This window comes from Clostridium sp. HV4-5-A1G (assembly GCF_900184915.1).
In the GTDB taxonomy this organism is placed as follows: domain Bacteria; phylum Bacillota; class Clostridia; order Clostridiales; family Clostridiaceae; genus Clostridium_B; species Clostridium_B aromativorans.
On record NZ_FXYI02000045.1, the window covers coordinates 1 to 21,283 of the forward strand.

The following is a 21,283-nucleotide window of genomic DNA, read 5'->3' on the forward strand; positions in this document are numbered from 1 at the left end:
AAAAAATACATTACTTTGATATATAATTAAGTTATAAAATGTAAAAGCTATTAAAAAATATATAAAGTTGGGTAATGTAATAATGAAACCTGTACACATGTTCGTAACAAGCTGGTGTCCTTACTGCAGGCAGGCACTGTCCTGGATGAAGGAACTTCAAAACAAAATTCCTGAATATAAAAATATCAATGTTGAAATAATTGATGAAGAGAAACACCCAGAAATAGCCAAAAAATATGACTATTATTATGTACCTACATATTTCGTAGGAAACACCAAAATTCATGAGGGAGTTCCATCCCAGGAGATAATAAGGAAAGTTTTTGAAAAATCCCTTCACTAGAAAAATTATATATTATTGGGAACCGCTTTACTTCATGCTAAGAGAAATCCTCTTTCTCTTAGCATCCACTTCAAGCACGGTCACCTGTACAATGTCTCCTACCTGTACAACATCAAGAGGATGTTGTACAAATTTATCTGAAAGCTGGCTTATATGCACCAGTCCGTCCTGATGTACCCCAATATCCACAAAAGCACCGAAATCAGCTACATTTCTAACTGTACCAGTAAGTACTATTCCAGGTTTAAGCTGGTTTATATCCATAATACCTGTCTTAAGCACAGGTTTTGGAAGCTCTTCTCTTGGATCTCTTCCTGGTTTTTTTATCTCTTTTATTATATCTTTTAAAGTGGGTATTCCTACCTGAAGTTTTTCAGAAAGGACTTGCATATCTATCCTTTCCACTCTATCATCAATATGGGAGACATCTTGTTTTTTAAGATCTTCTGAAGTATACCCCAAAGTTTTTAAAAGTCCTCTTGCCGCACTATAGGATTCGGGGTGTACTGAAGTATTATCCAGCGGTTCGGCGCTTTCCATCACTCTGAGAAATCCAGCACACTGCTCAAAAGCCTTGCTGCCAAGTCTTTTCACCTTTAAGAGTTCTTTTCTGCTTTTAAATTTTCCATTTTCCTCTCTGTAGACTACAATATTAGCTGCTATAGTTGAATTTATTCCTGATATATAGGATAAGAGAGATGGCGTTGCTATATTTAAATCCACCCCTACACTGTTTACACAATCCTCTACCACACCTTTTAGTGATTCATCTAATTTTTTAGGAGCAATATCATGCTGATACTGTCCCACTCCTATGGATTTAGGATCTATCTTAACAAGTTCTGCAAGTGGATCTTGAAGCCGCCTTCCTATGGATATAGCTCCCCTTAAGGATACATTTATATCTGGATATTCCCTTGCTGCAAGTTCAGAGGCAGAATAGATGGAAGCTCCCGCTTCAGATACTATGACATAATAGAGATCCCTGTTTTTCTCTGCTTTTACTTCTTTTATAAGTCTTCCTATTACTTCTTCAGACTCTCTGCTGGCAGTTCCATTTCCAAGAGATATAACATCAACATTATATTTATAAATCAGCTCTTTGAGTTTTTTTATAGATCCATCTATATCGTTTTGGGGAGCAGTAGCATATACTATGGCAGTATCTAAAAGCTTACCCGTATCGTCCAGTACCGCAATCTTACATCCATTTCTAAAACCAGGATCATAGCCAAGTACATTTTTGCCTTTTATAGGAGGCTGCATTAGAAGGGCCTTTAGATTGGCCTTGAATATCTTTATAGCCCCTTCCTCTCCTCTGTCCGTAAGTTCAGATCTTATTTCCCTTTCAATAGCAGGGTAGATCAGTCTTTTTAAAGAATCTCCAATACTTTTTTCTATATATGAATCAGTTATACTGTTGCCCTTCAAGCAGTGATTTTTTAAATAAATTATTATATTATCCATATTGCAGGTTATTTTTACTGATAAAACCTTTTCTTTCTCGCCCCTGTTTATGGCAAGTATTCTATGGGCGGGAATGGATTTAACCGCCTCTTTATAATCATAATACATTTCATAGGGAGTAGTTTCTTTACTTTCCCCTCTGCTTTCAATTACACCGTTGTCATAGACAAATTTTCTTATCCATTTTCTATACTCAGCATTGTCAGAAATAATTTCACTTATTATATCCACAGCGCCATCTAATGCTTCATCTATGGATTGAACTCCTTTTTTATCACTTACAAATTGTTCCGCATATCTTCCTATATCTCCTTTAAAATTCCCGTCTAAAATTACCTGTGAAAGTGATTCAAGTCCTTTTTCCTTTGCAATAATAGCTCTGGTTCTCTTTTTAGGCTTATAGGGTCTGTATATATCTTCTACCTCCGTAAGAGTAGTGGCATTTTCTATAGATTTTTGCAAATCTTCTGTCAGCTTGCCCTGCTCCCCCACTATTCTTATGATATCTTCCTTTCTTTCCTTAAGATTCCTGAGATATACAAGCCTTTCTTCAAGTTTTCTCAAAATCACATCACTCATGCTTCCAGTTAGCTCTTTCCTGTATCTGGCTATGAAAGGCACTGTATTTCCTGAATCTAAAAGCTCAATTACATTATCTATATATTTTTTATTTACTCCCAGCTCCAGTGCCAGCGTATTTGTTATATTATCCATATTTTCCTCCTGATAGATTTTTGTCTGAAATAATGCAGCTAAAAATATATTACAACAGTTATATACATTTTGGCAAATTAATATATTTATAAAGACATCAATTAAAGAGGTTTATTTATAATGAAAAATTTCATGCTGCGTTTATTATTTGCTGTATTGTGTCTTACCTGTTCTTTGAGTTTTCAATACTGTTATCTCATAACCCCTTTAGACTCAGCTGAGGTAAAACACAATATCTCCTATTTATCCTCTGATTCATTTAAAGGAAGGCTTCCCGGCACTCTGGAAAACTATGAGGTAGTAAATTTTATAAAAAATTACTTTCAAAATCAGCACTTAAGGCCCTACAAAGGCAACTATCTGGAGAACTTCAATGTACTTTACCCCAAAAGAATAGAAGGTGTCCCCTATCTCAGGGTAATAGACAAAAATGGTTTCATAGTACGGCAATACAAATATGGAGCGGATTATAAAGAAGATATGCTGAATTTCAAGGACAACAAAATATCCTTTAAAAAATCCGATATTCTTGTGGAAAGGGGAAACAATTTCCAAATATACCAGAACGGCAAATATTTTGTATTCTACAATCCAGAAAACGATAATCTGAATTTCAGAAGTTCCTTTATGGCAAACTCCAGTCAATCCATGTACGTAATGGTAAAAAAACAAACTGCCCAAGATATAAAAAAATATGTAGATTCTGGTTATGAAGTCAGTTGTTTCATTCCCATTGAGAATAAATTAACATCTGTATACAATATAATAGGATACATAGAGGGAAAAAATACAAACCTCCCGCCTCTTGTTTTATGTGCGCATTTTGATCACCTTGGCACTGATCTATCTGGAAAAGTATACAGCGGATCTCTGGACAATGCCTCTGGTACCTCTTTTTTACTGGGACTTGTAAAATATATAAACTCCCTTGGAAAGCCGGATAGAAATATAGTAATTGTATCTTTCAATGCCGAAGAATTTGGCTGTCTGGGTTCAAAGGCCTTTGTCCAAAAATACTATAATGAATTAAAAGGCTGTAAAGTAATAAATTTTGATATGATAGGCAGTGATAAAAAAATACCTCTCACTATAATGGGCAGTAAATGGGACACAAAAAAATCAAGTCTTGTCCAAGAAATAGCTAATTTGTGCCGCAAAAATAATGTGGAATTTAAATATACCTTTGAAAATTCCAGTGACCACGAATACTTCAGAGCTTATGCTATAGATGCTGTTACTCTGTCAGATGAAGATATGTCAAAAATACATACGCCGGAAGATAAAAATAGATATATAAGTACAGCTTCTATAAGCAGGTGTTTTAGTATAGTCTCGGATGAAATATTAAATTATGCCTTTAGTAATAACTTTTATGTTCTATACTGCCGCATTTCATTTATATTATCTCTCTTAGGCATACTAATAATATTGAAACTACGTATCTGAAAAAGGTTTTGCACTTTTTTTCCTGAATTCAATAAAAATCATTATTATAACAGCAACTATAAATATAATTGAACCACAGCTGAAAAATCCAAATTTTCCACCGAATTTTTCCATCACTACACCTGCAAAAGCACTCCCAAGAGGGGTGCTTCCTATATTTAAAAGAGAATATATGCTCATCACCCTTCCTCTATATGCATCTTCAGTATTAAATTGGATTATGGTATTGGCTTTATTTAAAAAAGTAAGATTGAAAAATCCTATGAGCACAAAAATCATACTTACAGATATAAAATTTTTTGTGAACAGAGTTACTATCTGTAAAATTGCAATTATAAAGGAATTTATAATAAGATAATATCTAGCTCTAATTCTCCTGCCCTGTCCTGCCATAAACATGGCTCCAAGAAGAGAACCCAGACCTATAAGGCTCATTAGCAAACTATAGGTCCTGGCTCCGCCTTCCATGACTTCTTTTGCAAAAACAGGAACAATCACATTGCTGTTGAACGCAAAAGTACATACTATTGCCATCATGAACATTGTGGATATCAATATTCTTTTATGTACTGTATACAATATACCATCTTTCAGATCTTTAAGCAAATTGGATTCAGTATTTCTAATTACGGGATTTCCCATATGTTTTATCTTGACTATCCCATATATTACAGGTATGAAACTGACGGCATTCATCAGGAAGCACTGGAACACTCCGAGATCATCCATTATTATTCCCGACGCCGCAGGTCCAATTATACGTGACATATTGAATACGGTGGAATTTAAGGATATGGCATTGGGCAGATCTCTTTTTCCCACAAGTTCAATAAAAAAGGACTGCCTGGTGGGCATATCAAAGCTTGTTATGATTCCATTTATAGCCGCCAGCAGAGCAAGTATCCAGTATTTGCTCTCACCCATATATACAAAAAAGCTCAGTGCAAAAGCCTGCAGCATATAGGATATCTGGGTTACAAGAAGAATCCTTTTCTTGGGATGCCTTTCCACAATTACACCACTTAACAGGGTTATTAAAAGCACCGGAGCATATTGAAACACACCTATAAGTCCAAGCAAAAAAGGAGAATTGGTTATTTTATAAACGTACCAGCTCAGTGCCGTATTCTGAATCATGGTTCCCATAAGTGACAAAAATTGTCCGGATAAAAAATATCTGAAATCTCTATGATTAAGTGAAATAAAGGTATCTTTGAATTTTGTTCCAGTGCTCAATGTCATAGCCCCTCCCAACTGTTTAAAATTAATATACTGCCTGATAATTAAAATCCGGCAGTATATTAATTACATCTATTTTGTTTGCTGATTTAAATATCCCTTTATAAAATCATCTATATTACCGTCCATTATGGAAGATATATTTCCACTTTCAACACCTGTCCTGTGATCTTTTACCAGTGTATAAGGATGAAACACGTAGGATCTTATCTGACTTCCCCATCCCATATCCTTAAGCTCTCCTGTCAAATCCTCTATTTTGTCTTTATGTGCTCTCTCCTTAAGTTCTACCAGCTTTGATTTCAACATTTTCAGTGCCTGCTCCTTGTTGTAGTGCTGGCTTCTTTCATTTTGACACTGGACAACTATGCCTGTAGGTATATGGGTTATTCTAACAGCTGATTCAGTTTTATTTACATACTGTCCCCCTGCGCCTCCTGCCCTGAAAGTATCTATTTTTAGATCTTCAGTTCTTATACTTATATCCTGACTCCCTGTGAGTTCAGGAAGCACCTCTACTGACGTAAAAGAGGTCTGTCTTTTCCCATTTGCATTAAAAGGAGATATTCTAACCAGTCGGTGAATTCCCTTCTCTGCTTTTAAATATCCATAGGCAAATTCTCCAATAATTCTCAGAGAAACACTTTTTATTCCAGCATCATCCGCAGCAAGCATATCCAATGTCTCAATTCTGTAACCTTTTTTTTCTGACCATCTTGTATACATCCTGAGGAGCATTTCCGTCCAGTCCTGCGCATCTTTTCCTCCTACTCCTACATGTAAATTCAATATGGCATTATTTCTGTCATACTCACCATTTAGAAGCGTTTCCGTTTTGAACTTTTCTACATGAAACTGTATATTTTTTACTTCACCTGATATATCCTTAGGTGAAATACTCTCATCTTCCGATGCAATTTCAATGAGAACTTTAGCATCCTCTATTCTCTGCAGGAGACTCTTGTATTCATTGAGCTTATCCTCAAGATCTTTTTCCTCACTGGATACCCTTTGAGCTTCTTCTACATTATCCCAAAAGCCAGCCTTTTGCATTTTCATCTGGAGTTCTTCTATTCTATTTTTAGAACCTTCTATGTCAAAGTGAATCCCTCATTTGCTCTATACTCTGTTCCAGATCATTTAATTTATTCATATCTTCTTCCAATTGAAATACCATTTAATCACTCTCCTTTTATAATTTTAGGCAGTTCTTCCGCAACAATTTTTATATTTTTTACCGCTGCCGCAGGGACATGGATCATTTCTTCCCACAGTCTTCGCCTTTCTTATAGGTTTCTTTTTTACCACACTATCCTCCTGCTGATTAGTACTTACGTTTCTAGCTACTCTTTCTCTTTCCGGTGCTCTCTCTATCTGTACATGAAGCAAATACTTGATTGTATCCACTTTGATATTGTAGATCATTTCATTGAACATCTGACTGCCCTCAAATTGATATGCCTGGGCAGGTTCCTGCTGCCTATAAGCTCTGAGCCCAATAGCTCTCTTTAGATGCTCCATATCATCTATGTGATCCATCCACCTTGTATCAACAACCCTGAGAAGAATAACTCTTTCAATTTCTCTCATCTGTTCCGGGGTAAATTCCTTTTCTTTCTCCTCATACATTTTTATCCCTATATCTGTAAATTTAGCTTTAATTTCTTCATTGGAAAGATTTATAATATCATCTTTTTTAACAGAACCCTTGGGTATATAAATTTCCTCCATATAGTCAATCAGTTTCACTATTTCATCTTCAAAATCCTCTTCTATACCAGATATATGAGAATCTACAATAGAAGATACCAAATCCTCTATCATCTTTAACATATCATCTTTCAAATCCTCTCCCTCAAGGACTTGAGATCTCTGTCTATATATGATTTCCCTCTGCTTATTTATAACATCGTCATACTGAAGAAGTGTTTTTCTTATGTCAAAATTATTTCCTTCCACTTTCTTTTGTGCATTTTCTATGGCATTTGTAACCATTTTACTCTCTATGGCTTCATCATCTTTAAGCCCCAGTTTTTCCACTACACCCTGAAGTCTGTCTGAACCAAATATTCTCATGAGATCATCTTCAAGAGATACATAGAATCTTGAACTTCCAGGATCGCCCTGACGGCCTGAACGACCTCTGAGCTGGTTGTCAATTCGCCTGGATTCATGCCTCTCTGTACCTATTATCTTAAGTCCTCCCAGGGCAACAACACCTTTTCCGAGTTTTATATCAGTACCACGGCCAGCCATATTGGTAGCTATAGTAACAGTCCCCTTTTCACCTGCATGAGAAATTATCTCCGCTTCTTTTTCATGAAATTTAGCATTTAAAACCTGATGGGGAACTCCCTTTTTCTTAAGCATATCTGATAGAAGTTCTGATTTCTCTATACTCACAGTACCTACCAGCACCGGCTGACCCTTTTTATATGTTTCGTATATTTCATCAGCTATGGCATTGAATTTTCCCTTTGCACTTTTATAAACAACATCTGGATAATCTTTTCTTATAACCGGTTCGTGTGTAGGTATAGCTATTACATCCAGCTCATATATCTCTCTGAATTCATTTTCCTCCGTTTGTGCAGTACCTGTCATACCGGATAATTTATTGAACATTCTAAAATAATTCTGGTAGGTAATGGTGGCAAGGGTCTTGGATTCTCTCTCAACCTTGACTCCTTCTTTAGCTTCTATGGCCTGATGAAGCCCGTCACTGTATCTTCTCCCCTCCATCATCCTTCCTGTAAATTCATCCACTATCAGTACTTCTCCATTTTTCACCATGTAGTCCTTATCCCGCTTCATTATATAATTGGCCTTTAGGGACTGAACCACATAATGCTGTACTTCCATATTTTCAGGATCGGCATAATTGTCAAAATGAAAGAAAGTTTCAGCTTTTTTTACACCTGTATCTGTAAGTATGACTGCATTTGCCTTTTCATCTACCGTATAATCTTCTTTTTGCAGGGACTTTGCAAAACTATCTGCAACATTGTAGAATTCAGTTGATTTTTCTCCCTCTCCCGAAATAATAAGCGGTGTCCTTGCTTCATCAATCAGAATTGAGTCAACTTCATCCACTATGGCAAAATTCAATCCTCTTTGAACTCTCTCTTCCTTGTATATAACCATGTTGTCTCTCAAATAGTCAAAGCCAAATTCACTGTTTGTTCCATAGGTTATATCACACCTATAGGCTTCCTGACGCTGTTTTTGATCCATATCATGCAAAATAACACCCACTGTAAGACCTAATGCCTCATATACAGGTGCCATGGAATCCCTATCCCTTTTAGCAAGATAATCATTCACAGTTACTATATGCACTCCCTTGCCGGTAAGAGCATTTAAATAAGCCGGTGCCGTGGCAACCAGAGTTTTACCTTCACCGGTTTTCATCTCTGCTATCCTCCCCTGGTGCAATACCACTCCACCTATTAACTGTTCTTTGTACTGTTTCAACCCTACATTTCTATATCCTGCTTCCCTGACAACTGCAAAAGCTTCAGGCAGTATCGAATCCAGAGATTCTCCCTTGGAAATTCTATTCTTAAATTCATCTGTTTTAGCTCTCAACTCTTCATCACTAAACTGCTTCATTTCAGAATCCATACTATCTATTTTATCCGCTATAGGGATAATTCTTTTTACTTCCCGTTCGCTGTACGACTTAAATAATTTCTGAAAAAGTTTCATTTTTTTTTCATCCTCACCACATTAAATTTTATAAAAATACATGCTTTTTAAATTATATCATCTAACTATTAGCTATTCAACTCATAGAAATAATAGTTTACTTTAGTTTAATAATATAAGCTGTATTTTAAAGTGTAAAGAAGAGGAAGCTCCTGCTTCCCCTCCAGTAATAATCTAAAATTCAGGTTCTATTAAACCATAATTTCCATCCCGTCTTTTATAAACTACATTTACTTCCCCATTTTCAGCATCCCTGTATACAAAAAAGCTGTGGCCTAAAAGCTCCATCTGAAGTACTGCCTCCTCTGACGACATAGGCTTCACTGCAAATTTTTTAGTTCTTACTATTTTATGTTCTTCTTCGTTTTCTTCTGCATCATTTGGTATAAATTGAAATCTTAGAGATTCAGAATTGTTTCTTTTCAAAAGCTTTGTTTTCTGCTTGCGTATTTGTCCTTCTAATTTATCTAAAACCAGATCTATTGAAGCATACATATCTCCATTTTCTTCTTCGCCTCTTAGTATAACTCCATTAAAGGGAATGGTTACTTCGATTTTTTGCCTGTTTTTCTGTACACTTAATGTAGCATGAGCCTCTACATCAGGGTTGAAATACTTATCAAGCCTAGATAATTTTTTTCTCACAACATTTTTCAATGCATCAGTTATCACCATATTCTTTCCAGTTACAATTATTTTCATATTTTCAGCCCCTTTCCTATAGTTATTCTAAACTGATTGAGTATGTTTAGAATCAATATACTTTTATTTGTTAATATTATTGTAATACTACTAATTATAAATTACAATAGCTACCTATTTAAACAATTTCACTTCAAATAAAATTCATGCTTAAATTAAAACATTTATAGAACTTCTATTAAAAATTCACATAAAAAAACCTGTACTTTATATAAAGTACAGGTTTTTTCATCAGATCTACCTTAAATTTTGCTCATATGCTTCTATCATTTTCTTAACCATATTTCCACCTATTGAACCAGCTTCTCTAGCTGTTAGATCTCCATTATACCCATTTTTCAAGTTTACTCCAACCTCTTTTGCTGATTCCATTTTAAATTGATTTAAAGCTTCTTTAGCTTGTGGAACTACTGGTTTATTACTATATGCCATAATACACACTCCTTTTTATAGTAAATTTTACTGCTTACAATTACAGTTTGTACATTACTGCAAAAATTATTCTAGGTAATTGATGGATCTTTTAAAAAGCATCTATTATTTTAACAATCTCGGACCCAACCTGACTCTTTCATTCATGACTAAAGCCAAAATAGAATTTATTGTATCTATTGACTTTGCAGAAAATATATCAAATTTCCCGAAAAAAGCAATAGTTCCTAAAAAAATATTAAATAAATTTGACATTGTAATATTTTGCTGTATGACTCTGTACGCATTCTGAGATAGTATTATCAGAGCATCTAATTTATTAATATTCTCGTCAAAGATAATACAATCTGAATTAAATTTAATCCCATTACTGGAATAATTTGCAAAGCTCACACTTATATCTGCAGCTCTCATTGCCATAATATCATTTATTCCATCTCCAACCATCATAACAGTTCCCTGAGATTTCTGATCTAATATAATTTGAAGCTTTTCTTCACTGTTACAACCGCCATAGACATTTTTTATTCCCAACTTATCGGCAATATATCTACCTTTCTCACAGCAGTCACCTGTTACCAAAGATATGTTCTCCACATGATTGAATTCAAGCTTATTGATCAAATCGCAAGCACCTTTTCGTATAGCTTCCTTCATCACAATCAGACCTGCTACTACATTATCTATACTCACAAGCATAGGACTGTATAGGCCGCCTTCATAATATGCGTACCTTTCCAGAACATCATTTAAATCAACATTATTTTCCTTAAGAAAACCATTATCTCCAATCAATACTTTATGGCCATTATATCTCGTACTTATTCCTTTCGAAGGTAATAAAACTATTTTTTCCAGCTTTCCCTCTGCCTCATAAAAACTTGTTTCCATTGATATACCCTGAGAAATATTCGGAATCTCTTCACAGCTTTCGCCTTCACAGGCAGAACATATTTTCAACAAGTCCTCAATTGTGTAATTTTCATTAAAGGATTCAATATGGGCAATGCTCATGTTCTTATAAGTAAGAGTTCCCGTTTTATCAAAAACTAAGCTATTGATATTGATAATTTTTTCGAGAGTGTTGGGATTCTTAATATATATGTCATACTTACTCAGCCAATGTACATAATTCTTTATTGCCGTACTCAATGCCAATTCTGAGGATGCCGGGCACAAAAGCAATATTATCGACAGTGCATTTAATATGTCACCTGTAAACACATAGTTTAAGGCTGACAATACCATCGCAGCAGGCAGCGCCCTCTCCTGATATCTTATAACACTTTTTCTTAAGTTCAGCTTATCAATAGAAATATCCTCTTTCTCAAGAGGTTCAGCTAATCTCGATATTCGAACTTTCATTTCTCCAGATATCACAACAACCCCTTCATATACTTTGCTGCCTTCTTCTATTAAAGATACAAGAGGCTGTCCCGTATAGTAAAAACTATTTACTGCAGCTCTTCCCTCCAGAACTTTTCCATCTACAGGAATAACTTCCCCTTTACGGACTAATATAGTATCTCCTACTTCTAATGATTTAACTGAAGTCAACATTTCATTGCCATCATCTGTAACAATCCAGGCTGTATTGGGAGGATTAGCCGTACTCTTTCTCAACAGGCACTGGCACTTTAAATCCGCAGACACTTTTATATAATCTGTAAAATCAGTCATCAAAATCAAAAATAAACCTTCTGTACTTTCCCTAGAAATAGTCAAAACCAGACCGGCTAACTTTAGAAAAACATCTGGATGAGGATATATGCGCCCTGCGAGCCTATTATAAGCACTCCTAAGCAGAGAATATCCACCTACTATTGCTACAAGAGAGGCCATTTCTACCATGGCAAGACTCCCACTTAAAAAAAATTTTCCAAATAGAAGCTGCTTAATTTTAAAAAATAAATACACTAGAGTGGATCTTATAAAATTATTTTTAACAATATTCCTTTTATTTTTGATATTGTAGTATGAATCATAGGCTTTGAAAATTTCATCATTATAATTTATTTTAGAAGTCAGTGTCTGCTCAATACTATTTTTAATTGACTTAAGATCGGTCTTTTTTTCATCATACAAAACCAGAACAGTTCCAATATTATAATTTACCTTACTGTATTCTACTCCATACAGACCTTCTGTATATATATCGATATATTTTGCCAATCCCTTGTTTAAATATGCTTCATCACATTTAAACCTCACTCTTCCAGGTAACACACTTAATTCCCTCAACTTTAAAATTCATCCTCCTTGCGGCACTAAAAATCGTTAACTTTTTCACCCTGTCTTCTGATTACAATTACACTTATCAGCGTTTAAACATCAACGACCTCATTACATGTTTATACAATCTCTTATTATTCACTTTTTGACACTCTTGAAAGAAAAAGTTGCCCAAATCCGTTATGGATTCAGACCATAATGATAATATCTTTTCCTCAGATGAAGGATTATTCTTAATTTCCTCTAGACTAAAAATCAATAAGTCCTGTAAAACTGCTTCAGCTCTATTTAAGCTATCATTTATTAAAATTGCATTAGCTGAAATATCTGCATTGTTTTCCATATATAAAGCTCCTTGTATATAAATATTTTAGTTCGTCAAATAACGTAATTTAATGTAGGGTATTTTATTGAAACTTTCATAAAAATCAAATTTCAATTTTAAAATCAAAACCATAAGCAAAGTATTTAAAATATAATAGATTATAGAATATAAAGGCGTTAAATAATTCAATACTGCAAGTAATATTCCCAATATGTTCAATGTAATTGCTGTATTTTCAACTTGAACATTTACCTCCCTGCAAAAATAACCCAATTTTATTAACAAAATCAATTTATCCATACTAGAATATTTCAAATTAATATCTGCCTTTAAGCTACTCAATTCATTGTACAAACATATAACACAATCACTGCACATATAGCTCAATTCATTTTCAGGGAATTTCCCTGTAACTATTAGAATAGTATTACTATCAGATTTATCAGTTATCAGACAATTTTTCTTTCCATCCAGGTCATTTTTATCCAATACTTCTATTCCCAATACATAGCCAATATAACGTATAATACCATCTTCACTGTTTCCAATTATAAATATATTGTTAATTCCCAACATACGTATATTATCTATAATCAATTTCATGTTATCATTAATTGGATCATCTAATTTCCCCAATATGACTAGCTTTTGTATTTCATATTCGTTTAAATTCATCATGTCCATATCCCGTTCATTGAATCCATTTCTAAAGATGTCATCTTCTATTAACAAAGTATTAACATTACTGAGGAAACTAATTGAAGTGTTATCTTTCAAATATATATTTTCCATATTCAATTTAACCGACGCATAGTAATAGGAGGATGCCCTTACGCCAAACAAAATTCCTGGATAACTCAATACAAATATAGAAATAGTATTGATAACATTACCAGTAAACACAAATACAATAGCTGCTATGCCCATTGAAATTTTTAATATTTTACTGGAGATACTGTATTCATCTCTATATACTTGTTCTGAAAGCTTTTTTTTAAATAAAAAGAAAGGATTTACTGCATCAATTAGAGTCTTTAGCAGAGAGCTCTTATCTATATTCTCAACAGCTGCTACTTCTGGACCATTAAAAGCTTTTTCTATTATAACCACTATTTTGTTCTCGTCAATTTCATTCTCATTATAATATATAAGAACATTTCCTGTATTTTTACTCACATGAAAAGACAATATACTATCATATCTAGTCAATCCACTTCTTACCCTGAGTATCCTTTGCTCATTTTTCAGTAAACCCTTTACATTGACTCTGACTCTTCCTGGAAGTGAGGAGATAATTTTTATTATATCAATTCCTGCAGCACCCATTTCAAGTCCTATGCCTCATCCATTGAGGTCTTACGTTTTCTTTTGCGCTGATATTGCGCTTCTGCCACTATATCCTCAAATTCTTCTTTTGCTCCACAAGCCAATTCAGCAGTTTTGTCTATCACTGCAAGAACTGAACCTACAGTGCCCACTGTTAACTTTCGCAGGGGGCTGAAAAGTGCTTTCCCTACTGAAAAATCTGTTTTTTCGTCATCCACGTTCTTATTATTGTCACCAATATTGTCAAGTTTAGATAATATATCTTCTACATTTTTATTGATCTGTTGAAATCTATCATTCATAGTTTTAATATTATTTTTCAAATCAGATCTATCATCCTGAAGTTTCTGCATCTGGGTACTTATTTGACTATATTTTTGTTCAAGTGCATCCAATTTCTGCTGCATCTTTTTCTGTAATTCTTCTACATGAGCTTCATTATTATCGTTATTCATTTCTAATCAACCTCTTTCTAAAGATTATAATCAAGTTTATTATTCACAATTTTTCTTTAATAATACATAATTATAACAATTTCTCCTTGAGAATAAACCAAATAAAAAGAAGCTCTGATAAAACAAAGTTTCTTCTCACATCATCGGCTTTTATTCAACAATTCTATTTAAAAACTTGCAGATTTTAAGTTACGTGCATCAAGTATATTCTCAATGTTATTTATACTCATAATGAAGGCTTTAATTAATTCATTTTTTAAATTTACCCTTACATTTATCAACAACCCCTTTATTTGATTGTATATTAATTCTTGATGTTTTTTCTTTTGATTTGCCAGGTTATTTTTGCTTAATATATTTTTACCTGAAATGCTCTTTTTTAGCATTTCCTTTACTACACTACTCCAGCATATTTTATTTAAAATACATGATATACTAAGATCTATAATATCTTCGCAAATTCTAGATGTTATTTGAGTAATTTCAATACTATTAATCGTCCCCCCAAGAAGATCAACATAATAGTCTTCTATTGATCCTATTGATACAGCACTCAAATGCAAATATCCCATATTTTTAACAATTTCCATATTGACCTTAGATAATATACTCTCTATGCACTCTTTAACCTGGCAATCCGACAATACTCCTTCTGCAAAGTTCTTTTCCCCGTGTAACGTCAAATTATCAGCCAGCATCCGAGAATAGACAACTGCTTGTTTCATATGGACAGAAAAAAATATATCTAGCTCTCTTTCCACTAGTAAAATACAAGACATTTCAAGTTCACTTATATTGCTTTGGGAATAAAAATGTGAACCCCTCATAGTATCCTCCTATTACAATTCACAAAAGATTCTATCATTAAATAATATCTATTTAAATTCAACATCCGTTTTTATTATTTTATTACTCAAAAGTAAACTGGACATAAAGCAAATGTTAAACCAACGTTAAAGTAAAAATCAAGGAATAATTTATAATTTTATCGGAAAATATAATTAAGTAATCCAAAATAAATCAATTCAGCAGTTTACAAATGGGAAAGGTAGATGTAACAGAGTGCTTCATTCAAATAATAATATCAAAAATCGTATGGACGACTATGATTTTTTATATAAAAGAATAAGGATACCAATTAAATCTGTTTATAGAAACCAATCGGCGGTATCTCCAATAACTAAATATATCATGTCTATAAAAGGAGTAAAATTAGCCAAAGCCAATACCATAACCGGTAAAGTATTGATCTTATTTGATGAAGATATAGTATCAGAGAGATACATCGAAAAACAGATCAATATTTATATAAAAAAAACTAAAGTTATTCATGATTCCAACATAATTAAAATCAATAATATAAATGAAGAAACAGCTCTGCCAATTGGCTTTGAAGATAATACATCAATATCAAATGTTTCAACAATTAACAACTTAACACCATGGCATACAATGGATAAAAATCAAATTGAGACTATGCTGAATGCGAACCTCAAATACGGTTTGACCAGTAAAATGGCATCAAAAAAAATAAAAGAGCTTGGATTAAATGTGCTATCAGAGAAAAAAAGAAGTTCGCTAATCTCTAAAATTTTGGAAAGTTTCAATAATTTTTCAATAAAATTACTTCTTGGAGTCAGCGCAGTTTCATTTATCTTGGGACAGATTCCAGATGCCATAGCTATACTCAGTATAGTCTTCATTGAAACGGTACTTGGGACTGCCCAACAACATAAGGCAGAGAAATCCATGTATTCTCTAAAGGATGTAATGGTGCATAAAGCTAGAACACTTAGAAATGGACATGAAACTTATATAGATGCCAAGCATTTAGTTACAGGTGATATAATCTTAATTCAGGCAGGAGATAAAATACCAGCCGATGCCAGAATAATTGAATGCTACGATTTAAAGGCCACTGAAGCATCACTAACTGGCGAATCCACTGCTGTAACTAAATCCGCTGATCTATGTCATAAATACACTGAACTTGGCAATAGACACAACATGCTGTTTATGGGAACTAACGTTATTTGCGGTACAGGTAAAGCAATTGTAGTGGCCACAGGAATGAATACTGAGATAGGAAAGATTGCTGCAATGCTTCAAAACATAAAATCCCAGGCAACTCCTCTCCAGATAAAAATGCAAAATTTTACTGCCAACTTAACTAAAATATGCCTGGCCTGCTGTGCATTTGTCGGTTTCGGTGCCCTGCTTGCCGGTAAAAGTCTTGTCCAAGTTTTAACCATGTCAGTAAGTTTTTCTATAGGAGCTCTGCCTGAAAGCCTTCCAGCTATTGTCACCGTTGCCATGGCTTTTGGAATACAAAGAATGAGTAAACAAAACGTCATCGTAAGAAAACTGACCGCCCTGGAAACATTGGGTTCCACTAATGTAATTTGCTGTGACAAGACCGGAACTCTTACCATGAATGAAATGACAGTTAGAAGAATTTACACGGACAGATGCCTGTATGATGTAACTGGCTCAGGCTACAGCCCAAAAGGCAGCATCAATCTTATTGATGGAAATCCTACAGGAGAAAACTGCCTTAAAAAACTGTTAGCTGTTGGAGTAATCTGCAACAATGCCTCCTTAGTAAGAAACAACAATAAATGGGCTGTGCAGGGTGATCCAACAGAGGGTTCCTTAATAACCGCCGCCCGTAAACTGGGATTAGATGAAAATATGCTAAGAAATTTTAATCCCCGTATAAAGGAAATTCCCTTTGATAGTTCCAGACGATTCATGACCGTAATAACAGAGAAGTCAGAAGGTAAAAATGCCTTTTGTAAAGGTTCGCTGGATTCTGTTATCCAAAAATGTAAAACTATTTATGAAAATGGAATAGAAAGGCTTCTAACGTCAACGGATAAAGAGAGACTTATGTCAATAGGCGATGAAATGGGGAAAAATGCTCTCAGGGTTTTAGCTTTTGCATATAAGAAAATTAACTGTAAAGGTTCTGAAAACGTCGATAATAATTTCGTCTTCCTGGGGATAGTTGGAATGGAGGATCCACCAAAGAAAGGTGTCAAAGATTGTATAAAAAAATGTCACAGAGCAGGCATAAAAGTTGTCATGATCACAGGTGATCACAAAAACACCGCAGCTGCCATAGGGAGAGAGTTAGGTCTATTAACCAATGGCCTGGTTATGTCAGGAAACGAACTGGAAAATATAACAGATGAGGAATTAGACTGTAAAATTTGTAAAGTACAAATTTTTGCAAGAACTTCTCCCGAGCAGAAGCATAGAATCGTAAAGGCTTTTAAACGATTTGGATATGTAGTCGCTATGGCAGGTGACGGTGTTAATGATGCCCCTGCTATTAAAGAAGCCAACATAGGTATAGCTATGGGAAATAATGGAAGTGACGTAGCTAAAGATGTTGCCTCCATAACTCTTGTTGACGACAATTTTTGTACAATAGTAAAAGCTATTGAAGAAGGAAGAGCTGTCAACAATAATATAAAAAATTCCATGAAGTATCTGTTGGCAGGTAATCTTGGTGAAATAATTGCCATTGCCCTAGCCTCTACTGTAGGAGGAATACTACCTCTTATTTCTATACAAATACTATGGACAAATTTAATTTCAGAAAGTATTTTAGGTTCTGCTTTAACTACAGAACCATCCAGTGATGACGTGATGAATTCGTCACCTTTGAAAAGATATGAACCTTTGATCAGCAAAAAACTAGGGTTACAAATTGCCAGAAGGGGTCTTGGAATAGGTTTAACTACCTTTGCAATATTCGAAGGATCTCTGATTTTGGGAGCAGGTTTAAATAAAGCTCGGACTTTAGCTTTTTCCAATCTAATCTGTTCTCAATTTTTAAACCTATACGATTGTAGGGGAAATAAACCTGCATTGTCCAATAGGTATATAAACATTGGAGTTGCTTCTTCCATGGCTATGCTGCTAAGTATAATATATCTACCATTTATAAGCCCGTACTTTGGAACACAATCATTAACACTATTGGATTGGGGTGCTGTAACAGGAATGTGTATGATCAGTAGAATATAATTGAAACTATATTTTAACATGGAAATATTGTAAACTGCTGGCCATAAGCCAGCAGCAATTTATAATATATTCTCAATGAATTCAAAATAAACATTAATTGTTCTAAAAAATTTATTTTTTCTACATTATTGTACATCTTCCGATAATATCCCAGATAAAATCTCTGTAACATAAACTGTTAATTTCGGGCAAAAACTCAAGAGCAATCCCTTTTCCAGAATAATTTTCATTTCCTCTGGTTTACTGATGTCATATCCCAATAATTCCCTGCAAACTGTAGAATTATATCTCATTAAAAATTTTTTCCTGAATTCAGTTACTTTAGCTACATTTTGATTTTTGACGTCGGGGGTATTCTTCAAATAATGACCATATTTAAGACCAATTGCTATCAACGCACCAATAACTGCACCGCAGGTTTCTCCGGAGAACATGCCCCCGCCAAAGCTGGCAGCAATTTTATTTGCCTGTTTTACATCAATACCCAGTTCTTTTGCAAAATTGCTCAGCACTACCTGTCCACAGTCAAAACCTTGTTCAAACAATTCTACAACTTCATTTTCTCTCATCGGCATTTCCTCCCCGTTTTTGAACAAATTTATCTGCTATATTTGTCAGCATTTAAGCAATAGTTCCTCCACAGCTAGAACCACTGCCAGCTGTACAAGCATAGCAATGATCTCCAAAAACAATTTTTCGAGCAGCCACAGACTTCCCCTTTAAATCTTGAATTTGGTGTTTGCTCTCTGCTGTCCATCCTCGTGCCTGATTAAAATCGCAGTCATACAACAGGCCATCCCATCCTACGGATAGCTGATTACGGCACATCATATTTTCCAGTGTCTCAGGGTTAAAAGCAGACCACAAGCGATTCATGTAAGGTTTCAAATTGCCGCTTCTCTCTAAAAATTTACCAAATCGGCCAATAGGGCTGTTTGTAATTGTATACAGTTTATTAAATATTATTCCATATTGTTCCATCAATTTTCTCTTATATTCCAGAGTCAAGCTATCTTGTTTTGGTGGTAAAAAAGCACCCCCAGGATTGTATACTAGATTCAACACCAAATCCGGTGTTTTACCATATCCCAATTGATTAAATTTTCGCAGCATATCAATACATGCTTTAAAAACTCCAATGCCTCTTTGCCTGTCGGTATCCTTTTCTGAGTAGTACGGCAAAGAGGCTACAACTTCCACATTGTGATGAGCGTATAATTCAGGCAAATGAGTATAACCTTTTTCTGTTAAAATAATCAAATTAGAACGGACTATAGTATGTATTCCTTTTTTTGATGCTTCCTCTATCAACCATTGAAAATCAGGATTCATCTCAGGTGATCCTCCCGTAATGTCAAGCACAGAAAATTTATTTTCTTCAAATACCTGAAGACAATCCTTCATAGTTTGGCGGCTCATGATCTCAGTGCATGTGGGTCCAGCATCCACGTGACAATGCTTACAAGATAAATTGCAGCGATTTGTAATATTTACTTGCATGATATCCAATTGGGACCTTGTCCTACAAAATTTCTGACCCTTAACTCTTTCTGAAAAAAGAGGAATTCCATCAATTTGTTCCAAATATAAATTCTGTTTCATATTCATTTCCTCTATAATTCCAGCTTTTTAATTACGTTCTTTGCCTGCATACCATGAGCTAATGTGGCCCCACCTCTAATAGCCGCAGCAACATGAACGGCTTCGATCATCTGTTCCTGATTCACACCCATTTCCAGAAGTGCCTGTGTATAGGAATCAATGCAATAAGGGCATTGAATGGCATGTGCCACTCCAAAAGCAATAAGTGCTTTTTCTTTAGCTGTCAACGCACCATCAGCAAACACATGGCTATAATAATCCATAAATTTTTTCCACATTTCAGGTGCATCCTCTCCCATGTTCCCAAACTGAAGTAAATCCTCTGGATTGTAATAAGTATTCATTATTTTTTCCTCCTAATAGATTAAATATAATATTAGACATTGTCTAACATCCATACTATGATCCTATAATTTCATGAATAGCATGTCAACAGTTTTAATTAATATCGTTAATATAGAGCGGTTAATCAGTACATTTCATGTTTTTTCTTTAGGTTATTTGCAACCATACAGCAAATTACCATCCCAACCATACTTAACCCAAGCCACAATTCTAAGAATACTGGAATATATTTTATTAAATCCCTCATAATAATCACCTTTCTTAAAAATTCTCTTTCTGGTTTTATTGTCAGGCTGGAAATTAAGATTCCAACCTGACAACCTATGTTATTCCATATATCCTACTTATGTGTTCCGATGTTTACAGTTCCAGATTTATTTCCAGCAGTTCTATTAATACTGCCACTCTGATGTCCGCTGTCTTTATTTATTGCTCCGCCTTTATTGCCAGCTTTTTGATTTCCAACATTTTTTGATGCAGGCGTAGTTTTATGCCCTTGTCTTGATGCAGGTGTAGTTTTATGCCCTTGTTTTGAGACAGGTTTATATCCTGATGTAGAATAAGTAAATATAGCCAATACTCTTGATTCTTGATAACTATTTATAACATTTGCTGCAACCAAATTATCAAGTCCAATTTTGAAATTTCCTGTAGAATTATACACCGCTAATATTCTAGATTCCTGATAGGAATTTATGACCCCTGATGCTACCAGATTATTAAGTCTTGCTGTGAAACTCCCATAGGAATACTTGTAAACAACTCCTAGTTTTTGTGCGGGGCCATTATATCTTGGAGCAGCACTTACTGTTGTAGCAACTCCTGTACTTAATATTGGTGCAATAACCATAGCAGCTGATATTACTTTGTATTTCATCTTTAACATTTTCTTGTACCTCCTGAATTAAATTA

The 21,283-nt window shown here is 34.5% G+C and carries 18 protein-coding genes; 3 read left to right on the forward strand and 15 right to left on the reverse strand.

The window, feature by feature from the left end:
* The first annotated feature begins 97 nt into the window (after positions 1 to 97).
* Positions 98 to 343, forward strand: a complete 246-nt coding sequence (locus tag J5G60_RS06955; RefSeq protein ID WP_328707005.1) for a glutaredoxin family protein — start codon at positions 98 to 100, stop codon at positions 341 to 343.
* A gap of 27 nt (positions 344 to 370) precedes the next feature.
* Here the strand turns inward: J5G60_RS06955 and J5G60_RS06960 are convergent, their stop codons facing one another.
* Complete coding sequence (locus tag J5G60_RS06960) at positions 371 to 2,524, reverse strand: Tex family protein (protein ID WP_150357885.1); 2,154 nt, start codon at positions 2,522 to 2,524, stop codon at positions 371 to 373.
* Between the two features lie 120 nt (positions 2,525 to 2,644).
* On the opposite strand from J5G60_RS06960, the gene J5G60_RS06965 reads away from it, so the two are divergent.
* Positions 2,645 to 3,970: a M28 family metallopeptidase gene (locus J5G60_RS06965; RefSeq protein WP_150357886.1), complete on the forward strand. Its 1,326-nt coding sequence runs from the start codon at positions 2,645 to 2,647 to the stop codon at positions 3,968 to 3,970.
* On the opposite strand, the gene J5G60_RS06970 is transcribed toward J5G60_RS06965, so the two are convergent.
* The 10 genes from J5G60_RS06970 to J5G60_RS07015 all read right to left on the reverse strand — a co-directional run bounded on the left by J5G60_RS06970 (position 3,959) and on the right by J5G60_RS07015 (position 15,216).
* Positions 3,959 to 5,206, reverse strand: a complete 1,248-nt coding sequence (locus tag J5G60_RS06970; RefSeq protein ID WP_229980664.1) for an MFS transporter — start codon at positions 5,204 to 5,206, stop codon at positions 3,959 to 3,961. The genes J5G60_RS06965 and J5G60_RS06970 overlap by 12 nt on opposite strands.
* A gap of 75 nt (positions 5,207 to 5,281) precedes the next feature.
* Positions 5,282 to 6,386, reverse strand: a protein-coding gene (prfB, locus tag J5G60_RS06975; RefSeq protein ID WP_150357888.1) for a peptide chain release factor 2 whose coding sequence is annotated in 2 segments (ribosomal slippage) — positions 5,282 to 6,319 and positions 6,321 to 6,386 — 1,104 coding nt in all. Because the reading frame shifts where the segments join, the coding sequence is not laid out codon by codon here.
* A gap of 23 nt (positions 6,387 to 6,409) precedes the next feature.
* On the reverse strand, positions 6,410 to 8,917 hold the full coding sequence (gene secA / locus J5G60_RS06980; protein ID WP_150357889.1) for a preprotein translocase subunit SecA: 2,508 nt from the start codon (positions 8,915 to 8,917) through the stop codon (positions 6,410 to 6,412).
* Between the two features lie 174 nt (positions 8,918 to 9,091).
* The gene (gene hpf, locus J5G60_RS06985; protein WP_150357890.1) at positions 9,092 to 9,619 is read right to left on the reverse strand and encodes a ribosome hibernation-promoting factor, HPF/YfiA family; all 528 of its coding nucleotides are present in this window, start codon (positions 9,617 to 9,619) and stop codon (positions 9,092 to 9,094) included.
* 237 nt (positions 9,620 to 9,856) lie between these two features.
* Entirely contained in the window at positions 9,857 to 10,051 is a 195-nt protein-coding gene (locus J5G60_RS06990; RefSeq protein ID WP_106008317.1) for an alpha/beta-type small acid-soluble spore protein, read from the reverse strand.
* Between the two features lie 105 nt (positions 10,052 to 10,156).
* Positions 10,157 to 12,292, reverse strand: a complete 2,136-nt coding sequence (locus J5G60_RS06995; protein ID WP_150357891.1) for a heavy metal translocating P-type ATPase — start codon at positions 12,290 to 12,292, stop codon at positions 10,157 to 10,159.
* 76 nt (positions 12,293 to 12,368) lie between these two features.
* Positions 12,369 to 12,626 carry a hypothetical protein gene (locus J5G60_RS07000; protein WP_150357892.1) on the reverse strand — a complete coding sequence of 86 codons (258 nt, stop codon included), beginning with the start codon at positions 12,624 to 12,626 and terminating at the stop codon, positions 12,369 to 12,371.
* Between the two features lie 27 nt (positions 12,627 to 12,653).
* The gene (locus tag J5G60_RS07005) at positions 12,654 to 13,934 is read right to left on the reverse strand and encodes an HMA2 domain-containing protein (protein WP_150357893.1); all 1,281 of its coding nucleotides are present in this window, start codon (positions 13,932 to 13,934) and stop codon (positions 12,654 to 12,656) included.
* A gap of 8 nt (positions 13,935 to 13,942) precedes the next feature.
* Entirely contained in the window at positions 13,943 to 14,389 is a 447-nt protein-coding gene (locus tag J5G60_RS07010; RefSeq protein ID WP_190972226.1) for a hypothetical protein, read from the reverse strand.
* A gap of 167 nt (positions 14,390 to 14,556) precedes the next feature.
* Entirely contained in the window at positions 14,557 to 15,216 is a 660-nt protein-coding gene (locus tag J5G60_RS07015; RefSeq protein ID WP_150357894.1) for a hypothetical protein, read from the reverse strand.
* 235 nt (positions 15,217 to 15,451) lie between these two features.
* On the opposite strand from J5G60_RS07015, the gene J5G60_RS07020 reads away from it, so the two are divergent.
* Positions 15,452 to 18,424: a cation-translocating P-type ATPase gene (locus tag J5G60_RS07020; protein WP_236035193.1), complete on the forward strand. Its 2,973-nt coding sequence runs from the start codon at positions 15,452 to 15,454 to the stop codon at positions 18,422 to 18,424.
* 125 nt (positions 18,425 to 18,549) lie between these two features.
* Here the strand turns inward: J5G60_RS07020 and J5G60_RS07025 are convergent, their stop codons facing one another.
* The 4 genes from J5G60_RS07025 to J5G60_RS07040 form a co-directional block, all read right to left on the reverse strand.
* Entirely contained in the window at positions 18,550 to 18,993 is a 444-nt protein-coding gene (locus J5G60_RS07025) for a C-GCAxxG-C-C family protein (RefSeq protein ID WP_150357895.1), read from the reverse strand.
* 52 nt (positions 18,994 to 19,045) lie between these two features.
* A complete protein-coding gene (gene arsS, locus J5G60_RS07030) occupies positions 19,046 to 20,026 on the reverse strand; it encodes an arsenosugar biosynthesis radical SAM (seleno)protein ArsS (protein ID WP_150357896.1) in 981 nt (326 codons plus the stop codon).
* A gap of 11 nt (positions 20,027 to 20,037) precedes the next feature.
* Positions 20,038 to 20,370 carry an arsenosugar biosynthesis-associated peroxidase-like protein gene (locus J5G60_RS07035; RefSeq protein WP_150357897.1) on the reverse strand — a complete coding sequence of 111 codons (333 nt, stop codon included), beginning with the start codon at positions 20,368 to 20,370 and terminating at the stop codon, positions 20,038 to 20,040.
* 341 nt (positions 20,371 to 20,711) lie between these two features.
* Positions 20,712 to 21,257 carry a hypothetical protein gene (locus J5G60_RS07040; protein WP_150357898.1) on the reverse strand — a complete coding sequence of 182 codons (546 nt, stop codon included), beginning with the start codon at positions 21,255 to 21,257 and terminating at the stop codon, positions 20,712 to 20,714.
* Positions 21,258 to 21,283: the final 26 nt, after the last annotated feature.

Excerpts from the sequence above, each read along its gene's own strand:
- J5G60_RS06955 (WP_328707005.1), top strand. The coding sequence starts at position 98 with ATGTTCGTAACAAGCTGGTGTCCTTACTGCAGGCAGGCACTGTCCTGG.
- J5G60_RS06960 (WP_150357885.1), bottom strand. The coding sequence starts at position 2,524 with ATGGATAATATAACAAATACGCTGGCACTGGAGCTGGGAGTAAATAAA.
- J5G60_RS06965 (WP_150357886.1), top strand. The coding sequence starts at position 2,645 with ATGAAAAATTTCATGCTGCGTTTATTATTTGCTGTATTGTGTCTTACC.
- secA (WP_150357889.1), bottom strand. The coding sequence starts at position 8,917 with ATGAAACTTTTTCAGAAATTATTTAAGTCGTACAGCGAACGGGAAGTA.
- hpf (WP_150357890.1), bottom strand. The coding sequence starts at position 9,619 with ATGAAAATAATTGTAACTGGAAAGAATATGGTGATAACTGATGCATTG.
- J5G60_RS06990 (WP_106008317.1), bottom strand. The coding sequence starts at position 10,051 with ATGGCATATAGTAATAAACCAGTAGTTCCACAAGCTAAAGAAGCTTTA.
- J5G60_RS07000 (WP_150357892.1), bottom strand. The coding sequence starts at position 12,626 with ATGGAAAACAATGCAGATATTTCAGCTAATGCAATTTTAATAAATGAT.
- J5G60_RS07005 (WP_150357893.1), bottom strand. The coding sequence starts at position 13,934 with ATGGGTGCTGCAGGAATTGATATAATAAAAATTATCTCCTCACTTCCA.
- J5G60_RS07010 (WP_190972226.1), bottom strand. The coding sequence starts at position 14,389 with ATGAATAACGATAATAATGAAGCTCATGTAGAAGAATTACAGAAAAAG.
- J5G60_RS07015 (WP_150357894.1), bottom strand. The coding sequence starts at position 15,216 with ATGAGGGGTTCACATTTTTATTCCCAAAGCAATATAAGTGAACTTGAA.
- J5G60_RS07025 (WP_150357895.1), bottom strand. The coding sequence starts at position 18,993 with ATGAGAGAAAATGAAGTTGTAGAATTGTTTGAACAAGGTTTTGACTGT.
- arsS (WP_150357896.1), bottom strand. The coding sequence starts at position 20,026 with ATGAAACAGAATTTATATTTGGAACAAATTGATGGAATTCCTCTTTTT.
- J5G60_RS07035 (WP_150357897.1), bottom strand. The coding sequence starts at position 20,370 with ATGAATACTTATTACAATCCAGAGGATTTACTTCAGTTTGGGAACATG.
- J5G60_RS07040 (WP_150357898.1), bottom strand. The coding sequence starts at position 21,257 with ATGTTAAAGATGAAATACAAAGTAATATCAGCTGCTATGGTTATTGCA.